This is a genomic window from Bradyrhizobium erythrophlei (genome assembly GCF_042430365.1).
Lineage (GTDB): Bacteria > Pseudomonadota > Alphaproteobacteria > Rhizobiales > Xanthobacteraceae > Bradyrhizobium > Bradyrhizobium erythrophlei.
Window position 1 is genome coordinate 19,932 of record NZ_JBHMET010000224.1, and the last position, 24,754, is coordinate 44,685.

The window sequence follows — 24,754 nt, forward strand, 5'->3', positions numbered from 1 at the left end:
ATACCTCCTCTAGCTTGCGATCCGAGCCCGCGAATGCGGCAAGAGCCGCGCTCGAAATGCGGCCGTCAGCGCCGGTAACAACTGCATAGCGTCGTTGACGATCGCGATATGGGCGAAGTCGAAGATCGGCGCGTTCTTGTCGGTATTGATGGCGACGATCAGATCGGCGCCCTCCACACCGACCCGATGCTGGATGGCGCCGGAAATGCCGGCAGCGATATAGAGCTTTGGCCGGATCGTCTTGCCGGTCTGGCCTATCTGCCGGTCGGACGTAACCCAGCCCTTTTGTACCAGAGGACGCGAGCAGCCATACTCGGCGCCAAGCACTGCTGCGAGCTGGCGCACCAGGTGAAAGTTCTCCGATGATCCCAGTCCCAAGCCGCCGGCAACCACCACGTCGGCATAGGCCAGATTGGATATTTCGGAATCACGATCCGGGATGAACGACAGCACCTTGGTAACGATACTGTCTTCAACCAGACCAAGGGGATGGATAATAATGCGGGCGGCATCGCGCACAACGCGCTCGGGCATCGGCATGACGCGCGGCCGCACGGTCGCCATCTGCGGCCTATAGTTCAACGTATAGATCGTGCAGAGCAACGAGCCGCCAAAGGTCGGACGCGTGGCCGCAAGCGAACCATCTGCGTCGACGTCGAGGGCGGTACAGTCGGCGGTGAGGCCCGTCAATAGCGTGGTCGCTACAGAGCCCGCGAGATCGCGACCGAGCGTCGTGGCGCCCAAGAGCAGGATCTCGGGCTTGTAGGTGTTGACGAGATCGGTCAACGCTTTGGTGTAGGACTCGTTGCGATACTCCAACAACACGTTGTCGGTCACGAGATAGGTCAAGTCGGCGCCGTAGCAGAAGGATTCAAGCGCGGCGTTGCGCGTCGCCTCCCCCTCCGGACCGATTACAACCGCGGCGAGATCAACCTTCAGCTTGTCCGCAAGCTTGCGCCCCGCACCCATGAGCTCCCAGGAAACAGGATGCACCTGACCTCGCCCCTGCTCGACGAAGACCCAGACATGCTTGTAGGCCTTAAAGTGCTCCGGCAGTTCTTTTTTGGCTGCCGCACGGCCGCCTGCGGCCGGCGTGCCAGCTTTTGTGACGTTGCTCATACCTTTGAATTCCCCTCAGAACCTGCGCGGATGCCCCACGAGATTGCTCTCTAGCTTGGGCTGCTCCTTGAAGATGGATTTGATCTGCACCTGGCTCGCTTCTCCGCGATCTCCCCCAGCCCCACCTTCTAAAGAGCGGACCGAGGGCGCAAAGAGGCGCTTGACGATGCTACGTGAGCCGCGCAGGCCATATTGCGAGATATCCTCGACACCGGCCTCCTGCGCACTCCATTTCACGACCGGCAACGGCGCTGCGTGCAGGGCGTCGGCCATGCGACCGCAGTGAAACTCGCTGGTCTTTTCCGGCATGCTTGACCCTGCAGGTCCGCTTTGTGCGCAACACTCGCAACGCTTATTCGGCGCGGCGCGCCGCGCCGACTTTGGTGAGAACGGTGATCTTGCCTCCGATCTCGTCACGTAATTCGTGCGTGGCCTCCATTGCGAACAAGTCGCATAGGTCCATGACAATCGGCCCCGCTGACGCGAAATGCTGCAGGTCGTGGCGTGGACGGGGATCTTTGCAGAATCCGGGACCTGCTTGATACAGACGACAGCTTGCATGCCTTCTCCAGGTGTAGCGTGGACGCGCGAGTTACCCATTGACCGCCATTTCTCGGTCAATCCCCGCCTCAATAGCGTCAGTTTCGAACGGCATTACCGCGAGTGTGACCCAAAGATGATGCATGGCCCTGACGGCGAGCACTTGAAGCAATGTCATTGGTGTTCCTTCAAATCTCATCTCGGATGGCGACAATTCGGTATCGTCGGCGTCAATGGCGGACGTGGCAGGAGAACAGCAAGTGCTGTACCAGTTGCCGCACCATCGAAAATCGGGTGTCAAAGCAACGACTTGAGAAGAATTGAGATTGGCCCTTAACATCGCCGACAGGACAACTCCGGACATGGGTCGGGAATGCGACAGCGCCGCCTTGCGCGTCGCTGCAGAGACGATCTGGATAAAGACGAAGACCAGGCGACGCGCCATAACGACGTGCCTTAGGACAAACCGCACTGAGATGATGCACGACGTTACTTCAGTGCACTCAATGGCACGAAGGCCGCCGGCTTCTTGGGCTCCGCGACCGCATCCTTCAAAACCTTGAACACCCGCTGGTCGATCGGTGCCGACACCACGAACTCGGCATAGGACCGCTCCAGGATCGCCCTGCACCGTGCCGTGACCTCCACCTCCGCGGCACCGGTGAATTGTTCCTCGGCGAGATATTGCCCCATACGCTTCAAGATATGCAGGCGCGCGACATTGACGATCTTGGGGTCGTAATCGACGCCAAGCAGCGCAAAAAAGTCTTCCGCCGAGGAGGCCTTGTTGAGCCGATCCAGGATGCCGGCGGTCGCCCGTGCGTCGCTCATCGAAATATCTCCCTTGGGTTGGGCCGCCGGCGCGTGGTTGAGATCCGGCACAGCCTGACAAATTCGCAGCAAAATCGCCTCCCGTAGGCGCAGCATATCGCCTAACCGCGCCTCCAGAAGCTTGAGGGGATTGATCAGAATGGTACTGACCTCGCCGGCGGGATGCGGCGTCTGATGATAATGGAAGTGGATATCGTCGCCAGACCGGAGAAGACCGTGCTGCGGCTGCGCCACGCTCGCCCAGAGGCTGAGGCCGGTCACGTCGGGCTGAGTGCTCTCGATGACCAGCGAATTGGAGCCAGCCGACGCCTGTGCTGACGGCGATGGGATCAAACATCTTGGCGTCGGAGCCGACCACGATGCTGCATTCCAGGGCCGGATGGCGTTTGTCAGGCGCCCATGACACACCGCGTTGTCCGACGCCGTGATGGAGCGTCATATCGCTGCCCATTTCGGTGGTTTAGCCGATGACGACACAGGCGCCGTGGTCGATGAAGACGCCGCGGCCGTTGATCGCGCCGGGATCGATATCCACGGCCAGGAAGCGTCGGACCAGGACAAAGGCCGCGCTGAAGACCGCCGCCCGGCAACCCGGAATAGGTTCGCCATGCGATACCAGATCGCGCCATGCAGACTGGCATAGCACCGCGCGCTCTGGAGCTGAGGGCGCGCCGCAGGATCGCGCAGGCGGACGCGGGCGATGTTTTCGCCTATTAACGAGATCAGAGACCCCTTTCGGGGTGCCGCAATGGCTTCGAAAGGCGCGGCGGTGATGATGGTCGACATGACCGCCTCACGCACGATAGCTCAACGAGCGTTCGCAGACGTCGCGCCAGATCGCAACGACCGTCTCGCGCTGAACCAGCAGCTTATGCTTGACAGCATGCTTCCGCACCCGCGACAGGATTTGTCTCGCTTCATCGGCGCTGGCGGCAAGCTGCAATTCGTCAAGCAACGAGGTGATCGCCGAAATCCCGGAATGCTTGCCGATCACAAACCGGTTGGAGCGTCCAAACAATTGGGGGTCGAGCGACTGATAGGTGCGCTGATCCTTCAAAAGGCCGTCGACATGAATGCCGGATTCGTGTGTGAACACGTGCTCCCCTACGATCGCCTTGTTCAGAGGAATTGCACGTGCAGCTGCGGCCGCGACCACAGCGGCGACGTTCTCGAGCTCAGTCAGTATGATGCCGGTGTCGTGTCCGTAGAGCTGTTTGAGCGCGACCGCCACTTCCTCCAGCGGCGCATTGCCCGCCCGCTCGCCCAGCCCGATGACGGTCACCGAGGCGTGGCTCGCGCCACCCTTGATGGCGGCGAGCGTATTGGCGGTTGCGAGTCCGAGATCGTCGTGGCCGTGAAATTCGAGCTCGAGATCGGTGGTCGCGCGCAAACATCCGACCAGCGCGAAGGTGGAGTCGGGATCGAGCACACTGAGCGTATCGGCAATGCGAAAGCGTCGCGCACCTGCGGCCTTTGCAGTTGCGATCAGCTTGATGAGAAAATTCACGTCGGCACGCGAGGAATCCTCACCGCCGACAGCGACCTCGAGCCCCCGCTCACGGGCGTAACCTACAACCCGCTTCATCTGTTCCAGAGCCACTTCGCGATGCCCGCCAATCTTGGCCGCGATCTGCACATCGGAGGCCGGGATTGACATATTGATCATGGATAGCTTCGCCTCGATCGCCGCGTCGACATCAGCCTCGCGCATCCGGCACCAGCCGATGGCGGTTAGCGGGAGCCTCGCTTCGACAATGGCGCGGATGGCGGCGATCTCGTCACTGCCCATGGCCGGCGTCCCCGCCTCGAGCTCCGTGACCCCCGCCCGCGCGAGCGCCTGCGCGATTGCCAGCTTTTCGTCGGTGGTGAACGCAACGCCAGGCGCCTGCTCGCCGTCACGCAGTGTCGTGTCGTTGAGCACGATCGGCCTGGCACGTGCGGTTTCGGACCATGACGGGTTGGCAGCAGTAGCGGCGGTCATCACGAGAGGCTCCTTGCTGTGTTTGACTAAGGACCGCTTGAGCAACCGGCATGCCACACCAGCAACAACCTCAAATTTCTTGAGCAATCTGCATTTTCCGCCGCCATCGAATTGTCGCGAACGCTACAGCGTTGCAGAGCGGACGTCTCAACCTGGCTTTTGCCATGCTGAGTTGGCGATCAACTCGGCTAGCGGGCAGGTGGATGATTCGGAACACCTGGTGACCCAGCAGTCCCTCGGACATTCCTAATCAGGAAATCGGCTTCAGGAGTCTTGAACTAAAATGTCTTCGTCGTGCAGATGATAATGAGCTGCTGCTCGTACTGGTCTTAGAAAACGACATGGCGTCCGTCCCCGTTGGAACCGATCCAGCGCGGGAGGCCGCTACATGGACGGGTTCAAGGTGGTTGTAGACCTACGAAACCGGAGGGCCGGCATCGCGCGCCTCGGTAAATAGCATCCCTTCAATGACCTGCCGGTCATCCCCGGCACGAGCTCACTTAAGATCAGACGACGGCGCGCCCGCTGCAGCCTCCCCCTGAAGCCTAGACAACAGACATTCCATTCCGCCTCAGATGGGCCAGTCGCCGACAACCGGGCCAGCCGCCCGCAGCAGAACCTCGCGCCGGCGCTCGGCCATCCGGCTCTCGCCGCTTTCATCGCCAAAGCAGACGTTGAAGTCGTTACATTGCGTGCACACCGGCGTCGTGCACATCACAAGGCCATCGTCCTCGCAGAGCGTGCGATAGAAGAAGCGCTTCCAGCGCATATTGTTGATATTGCGCGCGGCGAGCGGCGCGAAATGGCGGCTTAGCAGCCGGGATAGTTCGCCGCGATTGCGCAAGCCGAGATCTTCCCACAAGTGATTTGGCTCTATGGCGCGACGTGCAATCATCGCAGCCAGCCAGCGGCCGATGTCCCCCTCGGTCGACCGCTGCCCGAGCAAGAGATCGTGCACCATTGCGAACTCGTCGTTCTCATTGCACTTGAAATGCAAGAGCTGCTCCTCGGCTTTGATTTGAACCGACGGGAAGTACTGCTCCAGCAACAGCGCCAGCTCTTGACCGGTGAGGCCGGCCTTCTCGGGGACTGGACCACCATCCATCGTGGCGGCCGCCAGAATGGACGCCAGAACGTGACGATCGAAATTGCTGTCACCGGTGATATCGGCATCCGCCGGATGCGTCCCGGTGAGCAGGCGGTAGGTCGCAATTCCGCCATGCACTTGACTGATCGCATCAGTGGCACAAGCAGCCACAAAGGGAACGAACTGCGCTTCCAGCATGGCTTTACGAACTTTCACAGCGGTCGGATATGCGCCGTCGCATCCTTGTTCCGGTCACGAGTGCATCGTTAGAATGCCGGTCTCCCTGGGATGGGGTGATTTTGGGAGACCGGCATCCGTCGCGCGCCCTTACGAGGCCGCGACTCGCGCCCCTTACGAGGCCGCGAGTTCGGCGGCGGTCTTGCCGACGATGGATTCGTCAACCGCCTTCATAATGCCGTGCTCCATCAGCATGTCCTCGAGCTCGTCCATGGAGATTGGAGTCGGAATGATGCCTTTGCCGCCATTGTTGTGGACCTTGGCCGCGAGATTGCGATAGTGGTCGGCCTGCGCGGACTCCGGCGCATACTCCAGGACCGTCATGCGGCGCAATTCCGCGTGCTGGACGATGTTGTCACGCGGCACGAAATAGATCAGCTGGGTTCCGAGCTTCTTGGCCAGCGCCTCTGCCAGTTCCAGCTCTTTATCGGTCTGCCGCTCGTTGCAAACCAGACCGCCGAGCCGCACCCCGCCAGAGTTCGCATACTTCAAAATGCCTTTTGAGATGTTGTTGGCGGCATACATCGCCATCATCTCACCGGACATCACGATATAGATCTCCTGCGCCTTGTTTTCGCGGATCGGCATTGCAAAGCCGCCGCAGACGACGTCGCCGAGCACGTCGTAGGAGACGTAGTCGATGTTCTCATAGGCGCCATTCTCCTCCAGGAAATTGATCGAGGTGATGACGCCGCGACCAGCGCAGCCAACGCCCGGCTCAGGCCCACCCGACTCCACGCAGCGGATGTCCTTGTAGCCGATCTTCATCACGTCCTCGAGTTCCAGGTCCTCCACACTGCCGGCGCTCGCTGCGAGGCTCAAGATCGTGTCCTGCGCCTTGGCGTGCAGGATCAGGCGGGTCGAGTCCGCCTTAGGATCGCAGCCCACGATCAGGATCTTGTGACCCATTTCGGCCAGCGCCGCCAGCGTGTTCTGCGAAGTGGTCGACTTGCCGATTCCGCCCTTGCCGTAGAACGCGATTTGTCTCAGTGAAGCCATGTTGCTCTCCATCAACCGATTTGCCAAAAGTTGCGCCGTTCAGCGCGAGCTTGTTTCTCTTTGAGAAACGAGGCACACGGGGGGAAGGAGAGCATCGCTCGTCTTGCGCGTCTGCGTGCACTCAGCCCTCACTCAGTGTTGCTTCATCTGAGTTAGCAATCGCCGTGCCAGCGCTTGTCCGCACTTCTTAAGCTCTTGATTATGTTTGGCAAAAGTTGACGAACCTGCGGGCAATTCCTGCTGTTTTGGACCAGACAGGATTTGCGCGGCTGTCAGACACCGAACAAAGATCCCGAGCATGAAACGGGCAAAAGCCGGCTTGCCGCGGACCATTTCGATGCGTGCATATGTGGAACGGGAATTGCTAATCCCTCTTGCAAGCCGGTTCTCGGCGCGATTTGAGGAGCGAGACAATGCAGCTCGGGCTCGTAGCGTCGAAAGCGGAGGACCAGCGACAGCTATTCGTGGTCGACAACGGCGAAATCACCTGCGCAGCCTTGCACATCACGCGGCATAACGAGATCGAGACGCACGGGCTCTACACGCCGCAAGAGCCTTTCGCCGAGGACGTCGAACGGTTGAAGCCGAATGTGGTGCTGCTCGGCGTCTCCTTTCTGAAGAATAAAGGACCGACGCCGATCGGCGAATTGTCGGCCCAATTTCCGGACGTTCGATCTTGATCGTCCGTGACAAATCCCATGAGGCCAGACCCATGGAAGTCGTCGAGGCGGGCGAACACGTTGATGATCAAGCCGCTGACTATGGAGGTCGTCTGCAAGAGGTTCGAAACCGTTCTTGGCGACGCCGCGCCGATCATGCCGCTCAACCTGTTTGAATAGCCAGCGCCATGGCGACGATCATCTTCTATTAAAGCCCGGCTGCGCTACCAATGCGCGTCAGATGCAGGCGCTGATGGCCGCTGGCCACGACGTGATTGCCAAAGATATCCTAAAGGAGCAGTGGCGTGCGGAGGACCTATGCCGCTTTTTCGGCAACACGCCGGTTGGCTCCTGGTTCAACCGCGCCGCACCCCGCATCAAGTCGGGCGAAATCAATCCCGATACAAGCGACGCAGCGGGCGCACTTGCGCGCATGCTGAGCGATCCGCTCCTGATCCGACGGCCACTGATTAACGCCGACGGCGCACGATGTGCCGGATTCGACCGTGAGCCCGTGCTGTCCCTGCTTGGGCAGCGCACGGGGGATGATTCCAAGGGATGCCCGCGCGAGAGAGCGGGCGCATACTGTCCGCATATGTGAGACGATTCCAGAACTCACTTGCCATGAGATCGGCGAGAAAAACAACACTTCCTCTCTCGTTCTTCGCAAGCTAGACGAAACGTTCGCACTAAGAAGGCCGGGGGTGACTGTCTAACCACCAACGCAGTATCCACCTCACCCGGATTTGTGCTCCGCGCAACTACGACCTCTCCCGCGAATGGGACTTAACAGGCGGCGCCCACTTCGAGGCTCTTGGTCGCACATAACCAGTGCAGATCGGGTGCATTCGAGCACGAATGTCAAAAGTCCCATGAGAAGATCAGCTCAACAAATAAACAGTCGAATAACGATCCGAAGACGACTCACGACGCTTCACGTCTGTGATCCTTATGCAACGTGGCGAGTTAATTGAACCACGCCTCGTCCAATTTGATCGGCATCAAATCCTCTAACGTCTCGCTTGTGTGACAGAGGCGTCCGCGCGACTCCTCGCGCTGACTTGGGAATGGAGACTTTGATGAGAACAAGAACAATTCTGACAACCGCGTCGCTGCTCGTGCTCACTACGGTGCTCGGTGGGGCCAACATGTCGGTACAGGCTGCGGATTTGGCGTCAGCGCCGGTCTATACCAAAGCGCCTCCGATCGAGCCGTTCAATCCCTGGATGATCCGCTTGCGCGTGCTCGGCGTGTTGCCGGATGCCGGAGGCAGCTCGGTCAATGCCGCGGGGATCCTGCCCTTGTCGTCGCCAAACTCCGGACTCTCAATCAGCGATCAAGTCATACCGGAGCTCGATATCACCTATTTCTTCACAAGGAACATCGCCGCCGAACTCATCCTTGGCGTGACCAGGCATCACATCACCGGCATCGGGACGCTCAACGGACTCGATGTCGGCAAAGCCTCGCTGTTGCCGCCGACGCTGACCCTGCAATATCATTTCACCGATTTCGGCGCGTTGAAGCCGTATATCGGCGCTGGCATCAACTACACCGTATTCTTCAACCAATCCGCGGCCAATACGCCTTTCGCCGGCCTGGCGGTGTCGAATTTGCACATCGGCAACCACGTTGGCTTCGCGGTCCAGTTCGGCTTCGATTACATGCTCGATCGTCACTGGGGCCTCAACTTCGATGTGAAGAAGTTGTATCTGCGGCCGGATTATTCGGCGACCGTAAACAACGCGATCCCCGTCACCGGTCGCGCCAATATCGACCCATGGCTGGTTGGCGGCGGCGTCACCTACAAGTTCTGACGCTAGAGCCGACAAAAGCGTAAAACGGTTTGATCAAACAAACGATCGAGCGAGATGACTCAAAGAAGCGTCACTCGCTCGGCGCGGGAGCTCGCGGCATCCGCCTTTGAGACATTAGAAGTGGCACGAGGCGGCGAACGCGATCGAATTGGTCAGACGTCTGGCCGTTTGCACCATTTCTTATCTCGGCGCATGTCGCAGATAGCAGCACAATGGACATCAAGGGTCAGTGATTCACACCGACGCCGCTCGCCGAGCGAGACAGCGCCAATCAAGAATCTGAAGATGGGCTCATCTACGGTGATAAAGCATCGCAGTGTGATCAGGACCAACCATCTCGCCGAGGATCGCGATGAAGTCGAAGGCTACGACAATCGTCGAAGTCCTGGCGCCGCGCACGGATCTCTTGACGAAGGCTGGCGCCGCACTCGCCATCGCCCTCGATCCAACGCTTTTGAGACGTTAGCCGTTGAACAGATAAACCGGACAGTCCTTATAGCCCGCGCAAGGTCGCGCCAAGCGCGACTCTAGCTTCGCTTCAACACCATCACGAGACGGTCGACTCGTTTGCCTTCCTTCAGATGGGACATGACGATCTCATCAACGTCATCAGGCGTAGTCGCGCGGTACCAAACGCCGTCGGGATAGACCACCATCAAGGGACCGGCGTTGCAAAAGCCAAGGCAGCCCGCTGTCGTGAAGCCGACATCGTTGAGGCCTTGCGCCTCGATCGCCTTGCTCATCCTATCCGACAGAGCTTGCGCGCCGGAGGCGCCGCAGCTGCCGTGCGGATGAGTGGGCGGGCGTTGGGTGTGGCAGGCAAAGACATGATACCTATAGAGTTGAGGAAGCTCGAATTCCGTTTCTGCGCTCATGCATCTGCCCTGCGATAAACTGGCCCCATCTGAAAAGCTGACAAGCCAGACTGGATCGCCCCTGGAGCCCATTTTCTCCGTCGAGCGCCGCCTAGACTACGTGATGCCGGCCCGCGCTTGCTTGCGAAGGCACACGAAAGGCGGTTCCCATAATCATCGCCGTCGCCGGCACAATCGATTCCGGACACCTCCGCCTCTGAAAAGACCTCCCTGATCAGGCCTTCAATGCCTGGTCCGGTTATCACGATCATCTTTGCTCCCGTTTGGCTTGCTCCACCATCCAACCTATCCATGCAAACTCCACACCATGATCCGTAAGGCTCGTTTCTGCAACAGTTCCTCTCTGCCTGACGACCGGCAACTGCCAATCATTGTTACGTTTGCGACAGTAGTGTTCTCTCTTGCTGCGGACGCGACCGACATCGGGCGGATTTTTTACGCTCACGGTCCAGCCCGACAAGGTTCATAGCTGTCGCAGAGGCCTTGACCAATCACAGATCATCGCCGAGCGCAGCTTATGCGAGGCGGCAAGCCGATCGGGGCTGGGACCCCGATTTGCAACAACAACACGCCATCACCGATCCCAGATTGCGCCGACAACCTCGCGATCTATGCTTTGAAACGCGTTTTTTGCCATTCACTTGCGGAACGACGGGCCGGACCACGCTCGCAGTCATGTAGGCGCTGAGATCACTCAGCCGATTGGACCCGGTCGGTCGGCTTAGTGTGACGACACTCGCTAAGAGCGTCGCATGACGCACGCGCTGTGGCATTGCAATTGCAACGCTTTGAAGGACGTCATGACATGACAAAGCTGGATATTCCACATGACCTCCTTGCCGAGCCGACGGCCCCCGCACTTGCAGCGCATGACGTCGTTTTCGACGAGGCCCCAAGAACTTCTGACACAAGAACTTCTGACACAGGATCGTCATTCCCCACCTCCCCCAGCGGTCCTGTCAGTCTGGGTCTCCCTGCTTCCACAGCCCAGACGGTGCCCTCGGCGGAGTCACGGCCGCCGGGGGCATTTTTTTGTCTCGAATGTAGTCCTATCCCCAGCAGCAAGACGTAAGTCTTGGCCTGCCACACCGTTTGGGCGAGATCGCGCTTGAGCACGTCGTTAACGCCGGCGAGATCAGCCGACTGCACGGCACGAATGATCTCCGCTTCGTCCACTGCGTCCGTGCGCGATGAGAACTTTCGATCAGCCGGTCGCTCCTCACGAGGCCGCCCGATACGCGCGAGCAACGATATGGCGAAAGCTCGTCACTCGCTGCTCAAGTATCCGTCCCATTCAGTCATGCTGGACCCCAGGATGACTTCCGCCAAAGCGGCCCTATAGCGCCCAAAAGATCCACAGCAGTGACACGCGGCAGACCTACGCCGATGTCTATGAGAACGACGGCTTCATCCGGCAGATCCCTCCAGCACCTAAGCGGCTCGAGCAATGGTCCCACGAGATCACAGGGCCTGCTAATCCGGATGGATCATGATCTCCATAGTTTCTTCGCTGTCCTCGAACGAATCGGCAAAGCGATGGTCTTCCACCAGCTTGACGCCGCACAGGCAGACGTCATCTTCGATCACCGCGAGCGCGACCGGCTCAAGGGTGTTCCCATTACATGGGCCATCGATGCAGAGCCCACTGTCGATCTCGAAGGTCGCACCGTGCCGGCTGCATCTGAGAAAGGAGCGCTCCGGAGAGAAAAACTCGCCGGAGCCTATGTTGAGCCAGACGCCGTCATGCGGGCAACGGTTGACATATCCGAAATAGTCGTTGCCGACGGTCCGTACCACAAAAATCGGAAACGGCCGGCTCTCGCCGATGTCGTCGATCCGCGACAGGCTGCCCCCCCTAGCGCCACCCCGCTCGACGGCATCCGCCGGACAGACGGCGAACACCTCAATCTCATGGCCCGCCCTGTTGTGGATGCTCTCTTCGCTCATGGCGTGACAGTTTCTCGCTTGAAGGCATCAACCGCAGCCCGGGTCAGCCGAAAAACGCCGCGGCCGCCAGCCAGTGGCCTATAGGCGGACCCGGCACGCGCGTTGAGAACATCAAACCATTGGTGCGGCGTGAGCCGCGCCGGGCGCTCGCTGATCCGGACCACCGTCCCGTTCGGGGCGAAGCGAACGTGAATGATGACTTGTTGCGAATTCATATCGTTCCCCGTTTTGGCCAAGTTAGAGCCCGAGCCGAAGCTGAGGAGCTCGATCGTGACGCGGTCGGTCTCGAGTACCTCTGCGTTGCAGGCGAGGCGCGACTTGGCGCCGGCCTCTGCGCAGAGATCCGAGCTTCACATGTTCTTCGCGTGCAACTTTGGAGAGCCCTCGCGTCCACCGGGACGAATGGCTGCCATGGCGTCGCCTCTGCATTTTTGACAGCGATCTCTGTGCCAAGCAGCGCCGCCGCAAGCGATGTGTCCTCGGCGACCGAAGTCGCCTTGAACGGCAAGTTGATGACCGCTTCTATTCAGTCCGCCTCTTCGTGTACTGGATAATGAGTAGCTCAATAGATCGCTGCCCCCGCGCCGATATTGATCGACGCATCTTTTATTGTCTCAACGATAAATTCGATCTGGTTGTTCGTGAGATGGGTGTGATACGGTAGCGCCAAGGCGCGATCGGCGATTTTTTCCGTGACCAGGAACTCGCCACGCCGATAGCCGCGATCAAAATAGTGACGCTGCAAATGTAACGGATGACAATAGGCGGCTGCTTCAACCTGCTCGACCCGCAGATCATCGACAATGGCGTCGCGGCTGGACCGCGTGAATCGCGTCCCGAGATGAACGAGATAAAGGAACCAGTTCACCTCGGTCACATCGGGACCGACATAGGGCGGCTTGATGCCCTCAAAAGATTGCATATGTGCGTTGTAGAGCTGCTCGATCAACCGCCGCCGCTCCAGGATGTCGTCGAGGCGCTTTAGCTGCGAAAGCCCCAAAGCGGCTGTAAGATCGCTCATGCCGGCCTGGTATGGTGCTGTGCTGCCGACGATAACCGAGGCACGCTCGTCCGGTCGGTGCGTGCGATGGCGACGCAGGCCAACGGCCAGTTCGATATCGTCGGTCACCACCATTCCGCCTTCTCCACAGCTCAGGGCAAGAGGCTGGGCAAAGTCGAAGACCGCGATATCGCCAAAGCCGCCGACAAGTTCGTCCTTGTACCTCGATCCGATCGCCTCGGTGGAATCCTCCAAGAGCGGCAGCCGATGGCGCTGCGCGATCGCGCGCAGCTCCGACCATGGCGCGGGGTGGCCGTTGGGATTGCCGGCAATGATCGCCCGTGTGTCGGCCGTAATACGCTCTTCGGCCTTCGCCGGAACCAACGCTCCGGACCAATAGTCGATGTCAACAAATACCGCCCGTGCGCCCGCGAGACTGATGGCATGGACCGTCTCGCGAAACGAATAGGACGAGGCGATCACCTCGTGCCCCGCCCCGATCTCGAGCGCCTTCAGCGCAAGCAAAAGACCAATCGTGCCGCTCGGGACGGCGACGGCATAATTTCGGCCAAGATAGGCGGCGAAAGCGCGCTCGAACGCCTCAACAATCGGCCCATTGGAAATTCGCCGTGAACAGAGCAGCGCTTCCACGGCAGAGAGCTCGGCGAAAGTGATATCAGGATCGGACAGCGGAATGAAGGATACATCCGCCTCCACCGCTTCGACGCCTTCGAAGTGACCTTGTGCGAGTCCAGTGCCGGTCACTGCCCAACGTTCCTTTTAGCCAGCACAATGCCGATCGCCCGCGCCGGCTCGGCCGTAATCTGCATGCAGTGATCGGATCCATCGATCAGGTGCAGGTCGAAACGCGGAAAACGCCGGAAGGGTTGCTCCGTCACATCAGACGCATCGCAGCGCACCCAAGTGAGCTGAGGAAAGCGGCGCCGTAGCTCGACAAGCGGGGATGGATCAGCGTCAGCCGTCGCAAGCACGCGTTCGATTTCGATCAGTTGGTCGGTGCCGAGCGCCATTGTGGCTCCTATATGACTGGTCCCGAATGAGCATCATTGCCAGAACAATCGCTCTGGATCCGTGTTCAATTCGTCGACCGCGGAGGTCAGTCGGTGATAGATGCTGTAAAATTCCCAGATTCCTCGTGCGTGATTTTTCCAGAACAGCTTCCAGATCCCGCTCACGGCATCATAGTGGATCAGCGCAACATCAATCCGACCGCCATTCTTATCGATATTGTGCGAACAGCAGGGACTCTCAATGAGATAGCCACCCCTCACCGGCGTCACGCTAGGCGAGACATAGCGATAGTGCCTGCGCGAGCTCAAGCCGCGCTCGATCCGCTTGCGATCGAGCTCGTTCGGGTGAGGGATCAAGCCGGCCGCCACCTTTTTCATCACCGCGGCATTCATTGCGAAACCCTCCCTTCAAAGCGCCGTGATTTCTTCTTCAACACAGCCGACGATCAGCTGCTCACCGAAATCTACGAGATAAATCGGTACGCTCGCTTCGGTATGCATGCCGACCCGAATGATCTCGCCGATCCCTCCGGCGCGGATCAGGAGCCCATCAGGTGACGCATTGGGAAACGAACCGTCGTTAATGAGGTCGACCGCGGTTTTGACGCGCTGACCGGATTGATATTTCGGAACGCGCGACTCAATCATGATGGGATCTCTTCCGGCAGCGGAGGATCGTCAACTTCTTCGCACGCGTCGACCGGATCGAGCTCCTTGCGCTTCATTCCGACGCGGTAGCCGCTTTCAAGAAATTCGACCCCATAGATATAGAATTGCTGCAGGAACGTGCCGATGGAAACGACGTACCCCGCCGCACCTTTCTTGGCCAAAATGTCGCCGATCTCCTTGCCGGGATAGGTGCCGTCATTGCGGATTGTGCGGTTGGCCCGAACCATTTCGCCAAACTTGAAGACAGGCGGCCCACCTAGCTCGACGACGTCACTGTCGCGAACGATGTTGCTCATGCACAACTCCCCCGCGGCTCTGCAGGGCGAACGGACGAGCGTGTGCGGGCGATCTCCTGCACCATACTTTCCTCGTCTTCGATGAGACCCGTCAACCCGTCTGCCACAACGCGGGGCGCGACTTCGTAGCGGACACGATGATCGTGGTCGCGCCGCAGAACGGTTAGAGACTGTGGTGACAGTCGCTGCGCGATCCCGAGCCGCACGGAGGCGTCCGGGTCGCTCACCATGGCAAGCAGCCGCGAATCGGGAGCACGTCGTGCCGCCGTGCGGCAGCCGTACCGATCGCTGACGCAGGCATGCAAAAGCCGGCAGCCGCCCGCTTTGTTCCACGACCGATGGGAGCAGGCGCTGTAGTTGACCTCATAGCCCCGCCAGTCGTGAGCCTCGTCAATGCCTGCTACATCCAGGTTCATCGGCAGCTTCGCTCTCCCAACGGGTGGTCTCTGCGACGTTGTGGGGCGGCACACCAGGTTTGGAGAAGGACACACCGGTCCGTGCAGCGATGTCGGCCCGATGGACGATGATACCGTCGAGCAGGATCCGGTCCTCGCTAGAAGCAACTCTGGACAGTTGCGCTCGCTGACGAGCGAGCCCGCTTCCCCGTGCCGACGCAACGCCGATATGGTCGAATATTTCCGAGCAACCGCCCGGTGTGACGGAGACCCGACAGTCGGAACCTGCGGCGCCATCAACGCGCGGCATTACGCTCGTTGGTTTGTTAGCGCCGTGGCCTGGCGTGAACTTCATGGGCTCACTCGTCTAGGCCTGCGCCTGGCAGCGCGGCAATGAGAGGTCGACGATACAGGTGTTGTCGACCGGACAGACCGCGACACATTGCGGCTCGTCGAAATAGCCGATGCATTCGGTACACTTCTTCGGATCAATTGCGAAGGTTCCCCCCTTCTCCGAGATCGCAACATTCGGGCATAAGGGCTCGCAAGCTGAGCAGCCCGTACATTGCGAGGCGATGATCTTGAACGGCATCGATTGCTCCCCTACGCCGCCGAAATCAGCGCTCCCTGCCGAATTGCCGCATCGCCGCGTTTGACATGCTGGATCTCACCGCTTTCCACCTTGTCGAGGTAGGACCTGAACCAGGCGATCGCTGCTTTCTCGATGAACTCGTGCGCGTATTGATCAACCGGTTCGATGCCAGCCTTGATCAGATTGCTTTTCGGGCAGCCGCCGATTTTGGCCACGAACACCGCATGGCAGTCGCTGATGGCCCGGATGATGGTCGCAAGCCTATCCTCCTCGCCATAGCCGTCCTGGCAGTAGACATCGACGCGACGGTGGCCGACGAATTTGGCGCCGGATGTCGAGAGTTCGTACACCTGGAATTCCTTGGCATGCCCAAAGTGCTCATTGATCAGGCCCGAGCCCTTGGTCGCCACCGCCACCAGAGGCGTGATCTCGCTCGTCTCTCCGGCGATTTCCGCAAGTTCCTCCTGCCTTGCCGCGATCTTGGCCGCGCGCTCATCCTCGACCTTGGCGTGATAGGCTTTTCGCATCTCAAGGTTATATTTGACGTCCATGGTCATGACCTTCTCGATTGTGAACTCAGCGCTGCGATCCTCTCCGAGCAGGCCGACGGCGTCGGCGCGGCACTGGCGGCAATGCCGCATCATGCTTGTCTGTCCTTCGCAAGCATCTTGCAGCGCCTTCAATTCCTGCGCCGTCGGGCATCGCTGGCCGTTGAGACCGAATACCGTGCCGTGTTCGCGCGCGGAGATCAGTGGCATTATGTTGTGCAGAAAGGCGCCGCGCGACTTCACCGCCTTATTGACTTCGACCAGGTGCTGATCGTTGATGCCCGGGATCATCACCGAATTGATCTTGCACAGGATGCCACGTTCGTTAAGCATCTTGAGGCCTTGCAGCTGGCGATCTGTGAGTATCTTTGCGGCTTCTCTGCCGGTGTAGCGCTTGTGGTTAAAGAAAACCCACGGATAGATCTCGGCGCCGATTTCGGGATCGATCATGTTGATGGTGATGGTGACGTGATCGATACTGGAGCGGGCGATGGCGTCGACGTAGTCAGGCAGGGCCAGCCCGTTGGTTGACAGACACAGCTTGATGTCGGGCGCCACCTCGGCGACCAGGTCGAATGTCTTGAAGGTCTTGTCCGGATTGGCCAGGGGATCGCCGGGGCCAGCGATGCCGAGCACGGTCATCTGCGGAATGCTGGTGGCAACAGCAAAGACCTTTCTCGCCGCCTGCTCAGGGGTGAGCCGCTCGCTCACCACGCCCGGACGCGATTCATTGGCGCAGTCGTATTTGCGATTGCAGTAATTGCACTGGATGTTGCAGGCCGGCGCCACCGCGACATGCATGCGGGCGTAGTGATGATGCGCTTCTTCGCTGTAGCAGGGATGGTCCTTCACCTTTTCCCAGATCTCGGTCGGCAGATCCCGTTGGCTGGCCTGTGACCCGCAGGTCGCCTTTCCGCTGCGGTCCGCGGTGGGGCACCCCTTATGCTCGGCGATGGCCAGCATCTCGCTGCTATCCACCGCATCTTTGGCCGCGACCGCGTTCATACTCAGTTTTTCCCCGCAAGTTGAACTGGCTTCCCAGGACGAGCCCCAAGCGAGCCACAGAGAGAGGTTAGCAACTCGCGTGCCATCACGAAGACAATGACATTTCTGGCTTATGTCAACGATTTAGCCGGAGCGTACTGCCCCGTTGCACGCGCGACAGCGATGACGCGCATGTTGGAAATGCGACAGCCGTCGCGATTTTGACAGAGAGGTGCCCTGCGTGCGCATTCGTCCACGCACCGAGCTCGGGCAGCCGCTCCCACTCACCGGCGGCCGCAGCTTCGATGCGGTGCCATCTCTCTCCATAAGCCGGCCGAGCTTGGGGGCACGCTTTGCGGCGCTACTTGGTAAGCAATATCTCCACCGCGCGCGGGAGCCACATCGCGAGCGGCGTCAGGCGTTGCTCAGCCAAAAAGCAGAGTTCGTTGCGCGAGAGCGCTTCCGGATCGACAAGTCCGTAATGGATGTCGGTCGATCGCGTGGTGATCTGCCGCGCATAGCTACGCAACAGCTGGTCGTTGAAGCGACAGCCGATGAAGAGAAAGCTTCGCCCGGTCCGCCTTTGCTTGATGATGTCGGGAATCGGCGTCTGGATATCGATCTCGGTCAGCACCTCGACATAATCAGCGTCGGTAATCAGGAAGTTCTTGACCGGCAGCACGCTGCCATGCGGCTTGTACAGCACAGTCGCCCAATCATCGGCCGCGGCACGATCAACCTCTTGGCCCGCCGAATCATAAAAGCGATACCAGCGGCTTTCGCGGAGGCCGACGCGGGAAACACCTTGCACCTCTCCCCATCCGTGACGGGTGCCGAGCGCCAAGCGCATGGCGCCATCGTACCAAACGTCGATTATCATCGGCAGCGATAGGGACGCAAGATGATGATGCAGCGGCGTCGGCTCGACCGGTAGAGCGAACGCCTGCGCCATCAATGCCGTCACCGTGGAACGATGCTTGCTGCTCTCGATATGCTGCGCCGATGCCCAGGCATTGCCCCTGACCCGGCGCGGCAGCGCGACCTTGCTTTCGAAGAAGGCTGCCAAGGCCTCAGGCGTCATCGGCACATCGGGTCCGGACAACTCGGCGAGGCCAGGCCCAAGATAGGGAACAATACTGCCGGATCTCAGCCTGGCCGTGAGGTCAGTGAGAATCGCCTCCGCATCAGCTGGGTTGACAAAATTGATTTCCGGGGCCGCCTTCACCAGTTATTCTCGTCCTCCCCACGCTTTCTGGCGTTGACTGTGACCGGCAGCGGCGTGTCGCTCGCCATCTCGGGCAGGTCGAGCATCCAGCCATTGGCTATTCTGATCCAGCCGCCCCAAAGCGTCTCATACTCGGATTCAACGATCGGCTCTTCGAGATCTTTCTTCGGCACGTAAATCGACAGCCCCGTGTCGGCAGAGCGGCGGATCATGATTTTCATGAGGTCAACTCCCTGGACGATGACGTATCGCTGACCGGATTAATCTGCTCTCGCGACATGGCGCGCAGATGAGCTACGATGTCGGACAGTGCACACACGACGTGATCGACCTCGTCGACTGTGGTTTCACGCGATAGAGAAAAGCGTACCGCGCCGCGCAGGCTCCTCGCCGGCAGGTGCATGGCTCGCAGAACATGCGATGGCTCCATTGAACCGGAGCTGCAGGCAGATCCGAGCGAAGCAGCAATGCCCGCACGATTGAGATGATGGAGGATAGCTTCGCCTTCCAGATGCTCGAAGGCAATGCTGGCGGTGTTCGGTAGCCGGTTTCTGGCGTCGCCGAGCACCACGCAGTCGTCGTTGCGCAAGATCGCCTGCTCAAGGCGATCGCGCAATGCACCAATGCGAACACGCTCCGGCTCGAGCCGCTCCGCCGCAAGCTCTGCGGCTTTTCCCAGACCGACGATGCCGGGGATATTCTCGGTCCCGCCACGGCGCCGTCGTTCCTGTGATCCACCCCAGATCAGCGGCCTGAATTTTGTACCTTTGCGCAAGTAAAGCGCGCCGATCCCCTTCGGGCCGTGCAGTTTGTGCGCGGAGAGCGACAGCATGTCGATAGCACTGTCCTTCAGGTCGATGGGCACCTTGCCGATAGCCTGCACCGCATCGGTGTGAAACAGCGCACCCGCCTCACGCGTCAACCCGGCCAGGTACTCAACCGGAAAAATCGTTCCGGTCTCGTTGTTGGCCCACATGACCGACGCAATTGCCGTGCGCGTTCCAAGCGCCCGGCGAAATGCTTCGATGTCGAGCCGGCCGAGCGAATCGACGGGGATCACATGCGTCTTGACACCCCTTGTCACCAATTGCTCGACGAGTGCAAGGGTAGCGAAATGCTCGACGGAGGTGGTGACGATCTCGTCGCGCCCGTCCTGGGTCGCAAGCGCAGAAAGGATGGCAGTGTTGTTGGCCTCGGTCCCTCCGGAGGTGAAAACGATCTCGTGATCGTAGGCATTCCCTAACAATCCCTGCAAGCTCTGGCGCGCCTGCTTCACGGCGGTTGCGACCTCTCTGCCAAAGGCATGGGCAGAGGAGGCATTGCCGAACTGCTCGGTGAAGAACGGCAACATGGCTTGCACGACGGACGGATCCGCCCTCGTGGTCGCATTATTGTCGAGGTAGATCGGCACTCGAACCTCGCTTAATGCCGCGCCTTGGCGGGGCCGGCAACCGGGATCAGGTGGACGAATTCACCGAGCTTTTCGACCAGCCGCGCCTGAATGCTTTCGAGCGTCGCGCTAGAAAGTTTGCAGAATACGCAGGCCCCGGTCAGCCTGACCGTGATCCTGCTGCCGTCGATCTCAACCAGCTGACAGTCGCCGCCGTCGCGTTGCAGATGGGATCGGACCTCCTCAATTACGCCGCGAATAAGTAGCTCCCGCTCGGGCCTAGTGGCCGACGGTTGCTTCAGTTGTTCGGGTTCGACCAGCATGCTTCTATTTCTCTTGTCGTCAGCTGAAGGATTTGCCGCAGGAGCAGTTCGAAGTGGCGTTCGGATTATCAAAGGTGAAGCCAGGGTTCTCCGGCGCAATCACGAAATCGATGGTCGTTCCGAGCAGATGCTCATGGCTCTTGTTGTCGACGAACACCTTAAGCCCGTCGCGCTCGATCACGGTATCGTCAGGCTTCGCCTCGTCAGCCAAGCCCATCATGTATTTGAACCCGGCGCAGCCGCCCGCCTCGACCATGATACGCAGGCCGCTTGCCGGCTGCGTCGCTGCTGAAATCGCGCTCTTGACCGCATTCACTGCGCTATCCGTCAGATTAATCATCGTTCACCTCTCATCTGCTTGGGTCGGTTGCCTGCGGATTGGCAAGTCGCATGCCAGCGAGCATAGGCCTGATAATGCGCGCCTTTTCCCAATAGCGCCCGTTGGCTTTGGAACTCGTGTCGTGTTCCTGACAAGGCTCCTTGAGAGGATCGCAGCACGCCTGCGTCCTTTCTTTAGAGCGACACCGATGAATCGTTACGGATGCGGCGGCAAACAATTTGCATTGCGTGTTGTGCCGGCCGAGGTGGCCGGTGATGTGAGCTTAGATCGAGGAAGATTTTCATGACCGCAATCGAGAATACCGCGCTCGGACGGCTGGACAGGGAGGGGCGCCTGCTGAACGCCGTATTCAAGGGAGGGACCACCAAGCCAGGGCGGTTTGGCTTTCGCGGCGATATCGCATTGAAATTCCAGGCCCAGGTCGCGGACGAGAAACGGCCTCCGGACTATTCGGTCGAGCAGGTTCTGACGGTTGCGCAGGAAGGTGAAAGCACTATTCCGGTGTTGGCCGGCTATCTGCACTCCTTCGCTTACCTTGCTGACGTCGTAGATATCCTTGGCGGCGCGCTCAGCCCGGATGGTAGCTATTTTATGTTCTGCAACAACATAGACCTGTTGGCGAAATACCGCACCAAGCTCGGTAATATCACCTTCCACGTGCTGCCGTGCGATGAATCCACAGTTTGGAAAGAGATGATGGACCTGGTCGGGCTCAGCAAGAACGACATCAAGAGGCTCGACGGGGGCGGCAAGCTCGACTACCTGCTCGACGCGGTCAAGTATCTTGATGCGTCCTATGACGAGATCTCTTACGAAGAGGGGTTGAAAAGGATGCAGCCCGTGAAGAACCGCAACGAGAATCGGCCGGTCTGAGCGCGGGCTTTTAGCGGTTGCCGGTGGGATCGTCCTCGACAAGCCGCACGCCGATAATGCAGATATCGCCGTCCAGAACTGTCAGTGCGATCGGCGTGAGCCCGTCGCCCTTACACGGGCCGTCGACGCAGCGGCCAGTGCCGAGCTCGAAGGTCGAGCCGTGCTTGCCGCACATCAGTCGGATGCCGTATGGATCGAGGAATTCGTTGTGTTCCCAGTCCAGATTGACGCCGCTGTGTGGGCATTTGTTGAGATAGCCAAGCACCTTCTTGCCCCAGCGCACCACAACGATGGGCCACGGCCTTTGGTTACCATCCTCATCGACGATCATGAGATGGAATCCCATGGCCCGGCGGCTCGGAATGTCGTTGAAGCCGCAAATCCCATAGACGGTATTCTGCCGCACCCATTGCTTGTTCATGCCGGGACGCCCTTAATCGATCACGCTGCCATCAGCCCTGCAAGAATCGGTCACTCTTCTGAGCACTCCGATGCGCGGCATCGCAAGCGCGACCACAACTCATTGAGACGGATGCACGCCGCGCCAGTATGGTGCTTTCCAGCCCTCCTCCTCGGACGTACTCCGCGGCCGCTGTGGAACAAGGTCTCTTTGCCTTCCGACTTTTCCGCCTCCTTGCTGGACGAGCTGAAGGCAAATGCGCTCGCATCGCGTCACACTACCCGCGGAATGTCACGGGTAGGCTAGCGCCTCGTATGAACGATCTGCCGCGCGGCCGAATCTGTAATTATCGTGATGAACTGGCATGACGCGTTTTTCTTCGGGGAGCACCAATGTTGAACGAGGAATTCAGGACGCAGCGCGCACGGCGCGGTGCGCGATCTTGGTGAAAACTCCATCGAACCTTTCATCAAAGCGCGCCTCGTTTGGCAACTCCCGCATGTTTGCGGCTTTCGGGGGAACGGGCGATGTGAATGAAAAGAGTCCACCACGCTCTACGGCCTGTTCGGAACACTTGAGTGCCAGTGCGATGACAATACTTCGAGCCCTCGGGGCAACTGGAGACTGGCCCCAAGGCTTTCAAGCAGTGTAGTCCTAATTGTTATTCCACTAGGCGGAACATTCGGCATGTTACAGGTACGGTAACAGTGTGAGACTCGTCGGCCAAGCTTGCTAGCTGAGCATCAGATGACAAAAGTTCCCCGATCGGAATCGCGAGCGGGGAAGAAGTCGCGGTGACGAGTTTTCGAAGCGTCGTGGCAATTCTACGATAACAGCCCCGCATGACAGTCGATCGACGCAATCCGCGCCCTCGCTAACCGTCCGCGCTTGTTCCCTATCAGGAGGACTGCAGTTTTTGCAGTTCACGATTGATGACCAGCTTGCTCGGCGGACCACAAGCTGCCTCAGGGCCGGGCGGGATCATCCCGGGGGCGAGATCTTGGAACCACGAGTGACGGCATTGCCAGCCCGCTGGGCTGACCGAGCAGAAAATGATTCTGGGCATCCAGCAAGTGGCACAACAGAGGATACTCGCGAAAGATGGCGGGTGAACCGTGCCAATTATCCCCACGGCGCATCATGAGGAAGCGGACGGGAGCACGCGCTGCTGGCGTGCGCAGCGCAACGACGAGATACCGATCACCTTCAGGTCCGGTCTCGTCGTTGCGATCACAGCCAATCCTCAGCGTATACTGAGGGCGCGCTCGAGGTACCAACTCGGGTCATCGCCCGTCGAATCCGTCCGGATACTTGCTTCACTCGACGTTTCTTCGATATCTGCTTCGGTATCGCTATCACCGCTCTCAGCTTTGGAGAGATATCGTTCAGGCTTGTCTGCCCTCTGCCATTCACCGTCAGCGTTCTTCGTCCACTTTTCGGGATGCTGGGTCGGATCAAGCACCCAGTGATTACGTCCCATATGAACAAACCCCATCTCCGCTAGACGGGGTTCTATGCCCGGCCAGGCAGGACGCGACATGACCAACGGCCGATCGCCGTCGAGCCGAAGTTGATGTTCCAGCAGAATATCGCCCGCGTTCTCGACAAGCGGATGGGTAACCCGAAAGTCTACAAATGAAGTGATCTCATTGCGCCCGGGAAACTGCTGTTGAAACTGCTCTCCTTTGATGCGATGTTTGCCTCCTACTCTTAGAAGCCCTGCGGTCTTGTCGCCCAATTCATAGCGGAAAAATCGCGCCTCCTTGTTCGGATCATCGAAGTTGCTAGCGTAACCTCTAGCAACCATTGCTGCGCGCCCTGCTTTTGTGGATACGAAATCCGAGTACTCTTGCGGATTATCGGCGATGCGTTTGATGTCAGCGCCAAAGAAATCCCTCACCTCTTCATTGAAGGTATCCCTGCCGATCTCCGTGATAGGGGGTTCGGAAACGAGCGAATATGGCCGCGTTGTCGCCGCAGACGAACTGCCTGGCTCCATGCCTGCAACTGTTTCCGCAAAGCGGTGGCTATCTCCTGATAGTCCCGATTCATCAGCCTGGCTAGCGCTTGTGGACTGGCTGGATGAGCCAATGATTCGGCCATACATCAGTATCTACTCCTAGTTGTTTGCTGCCGGCTCGTGCCGCTTAAGCCCTGGGAACGACAATATGCAGCCTAGCTGACCATAACCTGACGCGCGGCGCCGAGCATCTGTCCCCTCCCCCACCTCTAGTCTTACTGCGTCCACAAATCATGACGGTGCATGGGCCTCGATTTGGATTGCGCAGCACGGACATCTACGTAACCGCCTAACCAATGCGCTCGCGAGGCGCCGCCGCATGGTAGTGATCGAATTCGGCATGTGACGCTCGGTTCTGAGCGGGAGCGCCGCGGGGCTTTTGATTTTTGGAAAGCGCAAATTCTTTGACGAACGCGGGCCGATGAGGTCGTAAGGGGGGAATCGTCTCCCTTTCGGAGATCAGGAAACCGTAGGCGGCGATGCATAACGTGGCGTGGTGATGGAAGCCGCGCCAACCACGCCCTTCGTAATGGCCGAGGCCGACCTCTTGCTTGAGCTCTCGCGATCGTCTTGACC

General features: G+C 59.3%; 29 protein-coding genes and 2 pseudogenes. 5 read left to right on the forward strand and 26 right to left on the reverse strand.

Annotated features, from left to right (window positions below; all coding sequences use genetic code 11):
• Nucleotides 1–9: 9 nt before the first annotated feature.
• The 4 genes from ACFFWD_RS31255 to nifW all read right to left on the reverse strand — a co-directional run bounded on the left by ACFFWD_RS31255 (nucleotide 10) and on the right by nifW (nucleotide 2,490).
• Nucleotides 10–1,119 (reverse strand): electron transfer flavoprotein subunit alpha/FixB family protein, encoded by a 1,110-nt coding sequence (locus ACFFWD_RS31255; RefSeq protein WP_376971960.1) that lies wholly within the window; start codon nucleotides 1,117–1,119, stop codon nucleotides 10–12.
• Nucleotides 1,120–1,134: 15 nt separating this feature from the next.
• Nucleotides 1,135–1,428 carry a hypothetical protein gene (locus ACFFWD_RS31260; protein ID WP_376971962.1) on the reverse strand — a complete coding sequence of 98 codons (294 nt, stop codon included), beginning with the start codon at nucleotides 1,426–1,428 and terminating at the stop codon, nucleotides 1,135–1,137.
• 283 nt (nucleotides 1,429–1,711) lie between these two features.
• Nucleotides 1,712–2,104, reverse strand: coding sequence for a hypothetical protein (locus tag ACFFWD_RS31265; RefSeq protein ID WP_376971963.1), 393 nt, complete (start codon nucleotides 2,102–2,104; stop codon nucleotides 1,712–1,714).
• A gap of 44 nt (nucleotides 2,105–2,148) precedes the next feature.
• Complete coding sequence (nifW, locus tag ACFFWD_RS31270) at nucleotides 2,149–2,490, reverse strand: nitrogenase stabilizing/protective protein NifW (RefSeq protein WP_376972317.1); 342 nt, start codon at nucleotides 2,488–2,490, stop codon at nucleotides 2,149–2,151.
• A gap of 412 nt (nucleotides 2,491–2,902) precedes the next feature.
• Between nifW and ACFFWD_RS31275 the strand changes: the two genes are divergently transcribed.
• Complete coding sequence (locus tag ACFFWD_RS31275) at nucleotides 2,903–3,133, forward strand: hypothetical protein (protein ID WP_376971966.1); 231 nt, start codon at nucleotides 2,903–2,905, stop codon at nucleotides 3,131–3,133.
• 150 nt (nucleotides 3,134–3,283) lie between these two features.
• Here ACFFWD_RS31275 and nifV read toward each other — a convergent pair whose 3' ends face one another.
• The 3 genes from nifV to nifH form a co-directional block, all read right to left on the reverse strand.
• The gene (nifV, locus tag ACFFWD_RS31280) at nucleotides 3,284–4,471 is read right to left on the reverse strand and encodes a homocitrate synthase (protein WP_376971969.1); all 1,188 of its coding nucleotides are present in this window, start codon (nucleotides 4,469–4,471) and stop codon (nucleotides 3,284–3,286) included.
• Between the two features lie 571 nt (nucleotides 4,472–5,042).
• The gene (locus ACFFWD_RS31285; protein WP_376971971.1) at nucleotides 5,043–5,756 is read right to left on the reverse strand and encodes a nitrogen fixation protein NifQ; all 714 of its coding nucleotides are present in this window, start codon (nucleotides 5,754–5,756) and stop codon (nucleotides 5,043–5,045) included.
• 153 nt (nucleotides 5,757–5,909) lie between these two features.
• Nucleotides 5,910–6,794: a nitrogenase iron protein gene (gene nifH, locus ACFFWD_RS31290; protein WP_376971973.1), complete on the reverse strand. Its 885-nt coding sequence runs from the start codon at nucleotides 6,792–6,794 to the stop codon at nucleotides 5,910–5,912.
• 413 nt (nucleotides 6,795–7,207) lie between these two features.
• Here nifH and ACFFWD_RS31295 point away from each other — a divergent pair, with 413 nt between their 5' ends.
• The 3 genes and pseudogenes from ACFFWD_RS31295 to ACFFWD_RS31305 all read left to right on the forward strand — a co-directional run bounded on the left by ACFFWD_RS31295 (nucleotide 7,208) and on the right by ACFFWD_RS31305 (nucleotide 9,270).
• Nucleotides 7,208–7,474 carry a hypothetical protein gene (locus ACFFWD_RS31295; RefSeq protein WP_376971975.1) on the forward strand — a complete coding sequence of 89 codons (267 nt, stop codon included), beginning with the start codon at nucleotides 7,208–7,210 and terminating at the stop codon, nucleotides 7,472–7,474.
• 167 nt (nucleotides 7,475–7,641) lie between these two features.
• Nucleotides 7,642–8,054, forward strand: a pseudogene (locus ACFFWD_RS31300) (thioredoxin domain-containing protein).
• Nucleotides 8,055–8,532: 478 nt separating this feature from the next.
• Complete coding sequence (locus tag ACFFWD_RS31305) at nucleotides 8,533–9,270, forward strand: OmpW/AlkL family protein (RefSeq protein WP_376971977.1); 738 nt, start codon at nucleotides 8,533–8,535, stop codon at nucleotides 9,268–9,270.
• 527 nt (nucleotides 9,271–9,797) lie between these two features.
• On the opposite strand, the gene ACFFWD_RS31310 is transcribed toward ACFFWD_RS31305, so the two are convergent.
• The 16 genes from ACFFWD_RS31310 to ACFFWD_RS31385 all read right to left on the reverse strand — a co-directional run bounded on the left by ACFFWD_RS31310 (nucleotide 9,798) and on the right by ACFFWD_RS31385 (nucleotide 20,885).
• Nucleotides 9,798–10,145 carry a (2Fe-2S) ferredoxin domain-containing protein gene (locus ACFFWD_RS31310; protein WP_376971979.1) on the reverse strand — a complete coding sequence of 116 codons (348 nt, stop codon included), beginning with the start codon at nucleotides 10,143–10,145 and terminating at the stop codon, nucleotides 9,798–9,800.
• A 1,473-nt stretch (nucleotides 10,146–11,618) separates the two neighbouring features.
• Complete coding sequence (locus tag ACFFWD_RS31315; RefSeq protein ID WP_376971981.1) at nucleotides 11,619–12,092, reverse strand: Rieske (2Fe-2S) protein; 474 nt, start codon at nucleotides 12,090–12,092, stop codon at nucleotides 11,619–11,621.
• Entirely contained in the window at nucleotides 12,089–12,307 is a 219-nt protein-coding gene (locus tag ACFFWD_RS31320; RefSeq protein WP_376972319.1) for a hypothetical protein, read from the reverse strand. The genes ACFFWD_RS31315 and ACFFWD_RS31320 overlap by 4 nt, the downstream gene beginning before the upstream one ends.
• 347 nt (nucleotides 12,308–12,654) lie before the next feature.
• Nucleotides 12,655–13,809, reverse strand: coding sequence for a DegT/DnrJ/EryC1/StrS family aminotransferase (locus tag ACFFWD_RS31325; RefSeq protein ID WP_376972321.1), 1,155 nt, complete (start codon nucleotides 13,807–13,809; stop codon nucleotides 12,655–12,657).
• Between the two features lie 44 nt (nucleotides 13,810–13,853).
• On the reverse strand, nucleotides 13,854–14,123 hold the full coding sequence (locus ACFFWD_RS31330) for a DUF6129 family protein (protein ID WP_376971983.1): 270 nt from the start codon (nucleotides 14,121–14,123) through the stop codon (nucleotides 13,854–13,856).
• Nucleotides 14,124–14,156: 33 nt separating this feature from the next.
• Complete coding sequence (locus ACFFWD_RS31335; RefSeq protein WP_376971985.1) at nucleotides 14,157–14,516, reverse strand: DUF3024 domain-containing protein; 360 nt, start codon at nucleotides 14,514–14,516, stop codon at nucleotides 14,157–14,159.
• Nucleotides 14,517–14,531: 15 nt separating this feature from the next.
• On the reverse strand, nucleotides 14,532–14,771 hold the full coding sequence (locus ACFFWD_RS31340) for a nitrogen fixation protein NifZ (protein ID WP_376971987.1): 240 nt from the start codon (nucleotides 14,769–14,771) through the stop codon (nucleotides 14,532–14,534).
• On the reverse strand, nucleotides 14,768–15,088 hold the full coding sequence (locus ACFFWD_RS31345) for a nitrogen fixation protein NifZ (RefSeq protein ID WP_376971989.1): 321 nt from the start codon (nucleotides 15,086–15,088) through the stop codon (nucleotides 14,768–14,770). Before ACFFWD_RS31345 ends, ACFFWD_RS31340 begins: the two co-directional genes overlap by 4 nt.
• Nucleotides 15,085–15,504: a 4Fe4S-binding leucine-rich repeat protein gene (locus ACFFWD_RS31350; RefSeq protein ID WP_376971991.1), complete on the reverse strand. Its 420-nt coding sequence runs from the start codon at nucleotides 15,502–15,504 to the stop codon at nucleotides 15,085–15,087. Before ACFFWD_RS31350 ends, ACFFWD_RS31345 begins: the two co-directional genes overlap by 4 nt.
• 346 nt (nucleotides 15,505–15,850) lie before the next feature.
• Nucleotides 15,851–16,075, reverse strand: coding sequence for a 4Fe-4S binding protein (locus ACFFWD_RS31355; RefSeq protein ID WP_376971993.1), 225 nt, complete (start codon nucleotides 16,073–16,075; stop codon nucleotides 15,851–15,853).
• 11 nt (nucleotides 16,076–16,086) lie between these two features.
• Nucleotides 16,087–17,628 carry a nitrogenase cofactor biosynthesis protein NifB gene (nifB, locus tag ACFFWD_RS31360; protein WP_376971995.1) on the reverse strand — a complete coding sequence of 514 codons (1,542 nt, stop codon included), beginning with the start codon at nucleotides 17,626–17,628 and terminating at the stop codon, nucleotides 16,087–16,089.
• Nucleotides 17,629–17,968: 340 nt separating this feature from the next.
• Entirely contained in the window at nucleotides 17,969–18,832 is an 864-nt protein-coding gene (locus tag ACFFWD_RS31365; RefSeq protein WP_376971997.1) for an SIR2 family NAD-dependent protein deacylase, read from the reverse strand.
• The gene (nifT, locus tag ACFFWD_RS31370) at nucleotides 18,829–19,053 is read right to left on the reverse strand and encodes a putative nitrogen fixation protein NifT (RefSeq protein ID WP_376971999.1); all 225 of its coding nucleotides are present in this window, start codon (nucleotides 19,051–19,053) and stop codon (nucleotides 18,829–18,831) included. The genes ACFFWD_RS31365 and nifT overlap by 4 nt, the downstream gene beginning before the upstream one ends.
• Nucleotides 19,050–20,243 (reverse strand): cysteine desulfurase NifS, encoded by a 1,194-nt coding sequence (gene nifS, locus ACFFWD_RS31375; protein WP_376972001.1) that lies wholly within the window; start codon nucleotides 20,241–20,243, stop codon nucleotides 19,050–19,052. Before nifS ends, nifT begins: the two co-directional genes overlap by 4 nt.
• Nucleotides 20,244–20,254: 11 nt before the next feature.
• A complete protein-coding gene (locus ACFFWD_RS31380; protein WP_376972003.1) occupies nucleotides 20,255–20,545 on the reverse strand; it encodes a NifU family protein in 291 nt (96 codons plus the stop codon).
• A gap of 19 nt (nucleotides 20,546–20,564) precedes the next feature.
• Nucleotides 20,565–20,885, reverse strand: coding sequence for a HesB/IscA family protein (locus tag ACFFWD_RS31385; protein WP_376972005.1), 321 nt, complete (start codon nucleotides 20,883–20,885; stop codon nucleotides 20,565–20,567).
• 282 nt (nucleotides 20,886–21,167) lie between these two features.
• Between ACFFWD_RS31385 and ACFFWD_RS31390 the strand changes: the two genes are divergently transcribed.
• Nucleotides 21,168–21,758 (forward strand): hypothetical protein, encoded by a 591-nt coding sequence (locus ACFFWD_RS31390; protein WP_376972007.1) that lies wholly within the window; start codon nucleotides 21,168–21,170, stop codon nucleotides 21,756–21,758.
• A 10-nt stretch (nucleotides 21,759–21,768) separates the two neighbouring features.
• Here ACFFWD_RS31390 and ACFFWD_RS31395 read toward each other — a convergent pair whose 3' ends face one another.
• The 3 genes and pseudogenes from ACFFWD_RS31395 to ACFFWD_RS31405 form a co-directional block, all read right to left on the reverse strand.
• Nucleotides 21,769–22,179, reverse strand: a complete 411-nt coding sequence (locus ACFFWD_RS31395; RefSeq protein ID WP_376972009.1) for a Rieske (2Fe-2S) protein — start codon at nucleotides 22,177–22,179, stop codon at nucleotides 21,769–21,771.
• A 1,222-nt stretch (nucleotides 22,180–23,401) separates the two neighbouring features.
• On the reverse strand, nucleotides 23,402–24,265 hold the full coding sequence (locus ACFFWD_RS31400; RefSeq protein WP_376972011.1) for a host specificity protein: 864 nt from the start codon (nucleotides 24,263–24,265) through the stop codon (nucleotides 23,402–23,404).
• 202 nt (nucleotides 24,266–24,467) lie between these two features.
• Nucleotides 24,468–24,749 (reverse strand): annotated as a pseudogene (locus tag ACFFWD_RS31405) (IS701 family transposase); the annotation flags it as partial.
• Between the last annotated feature and the right edge of the window lie 5 nt (nucleotides 24,750–24,754).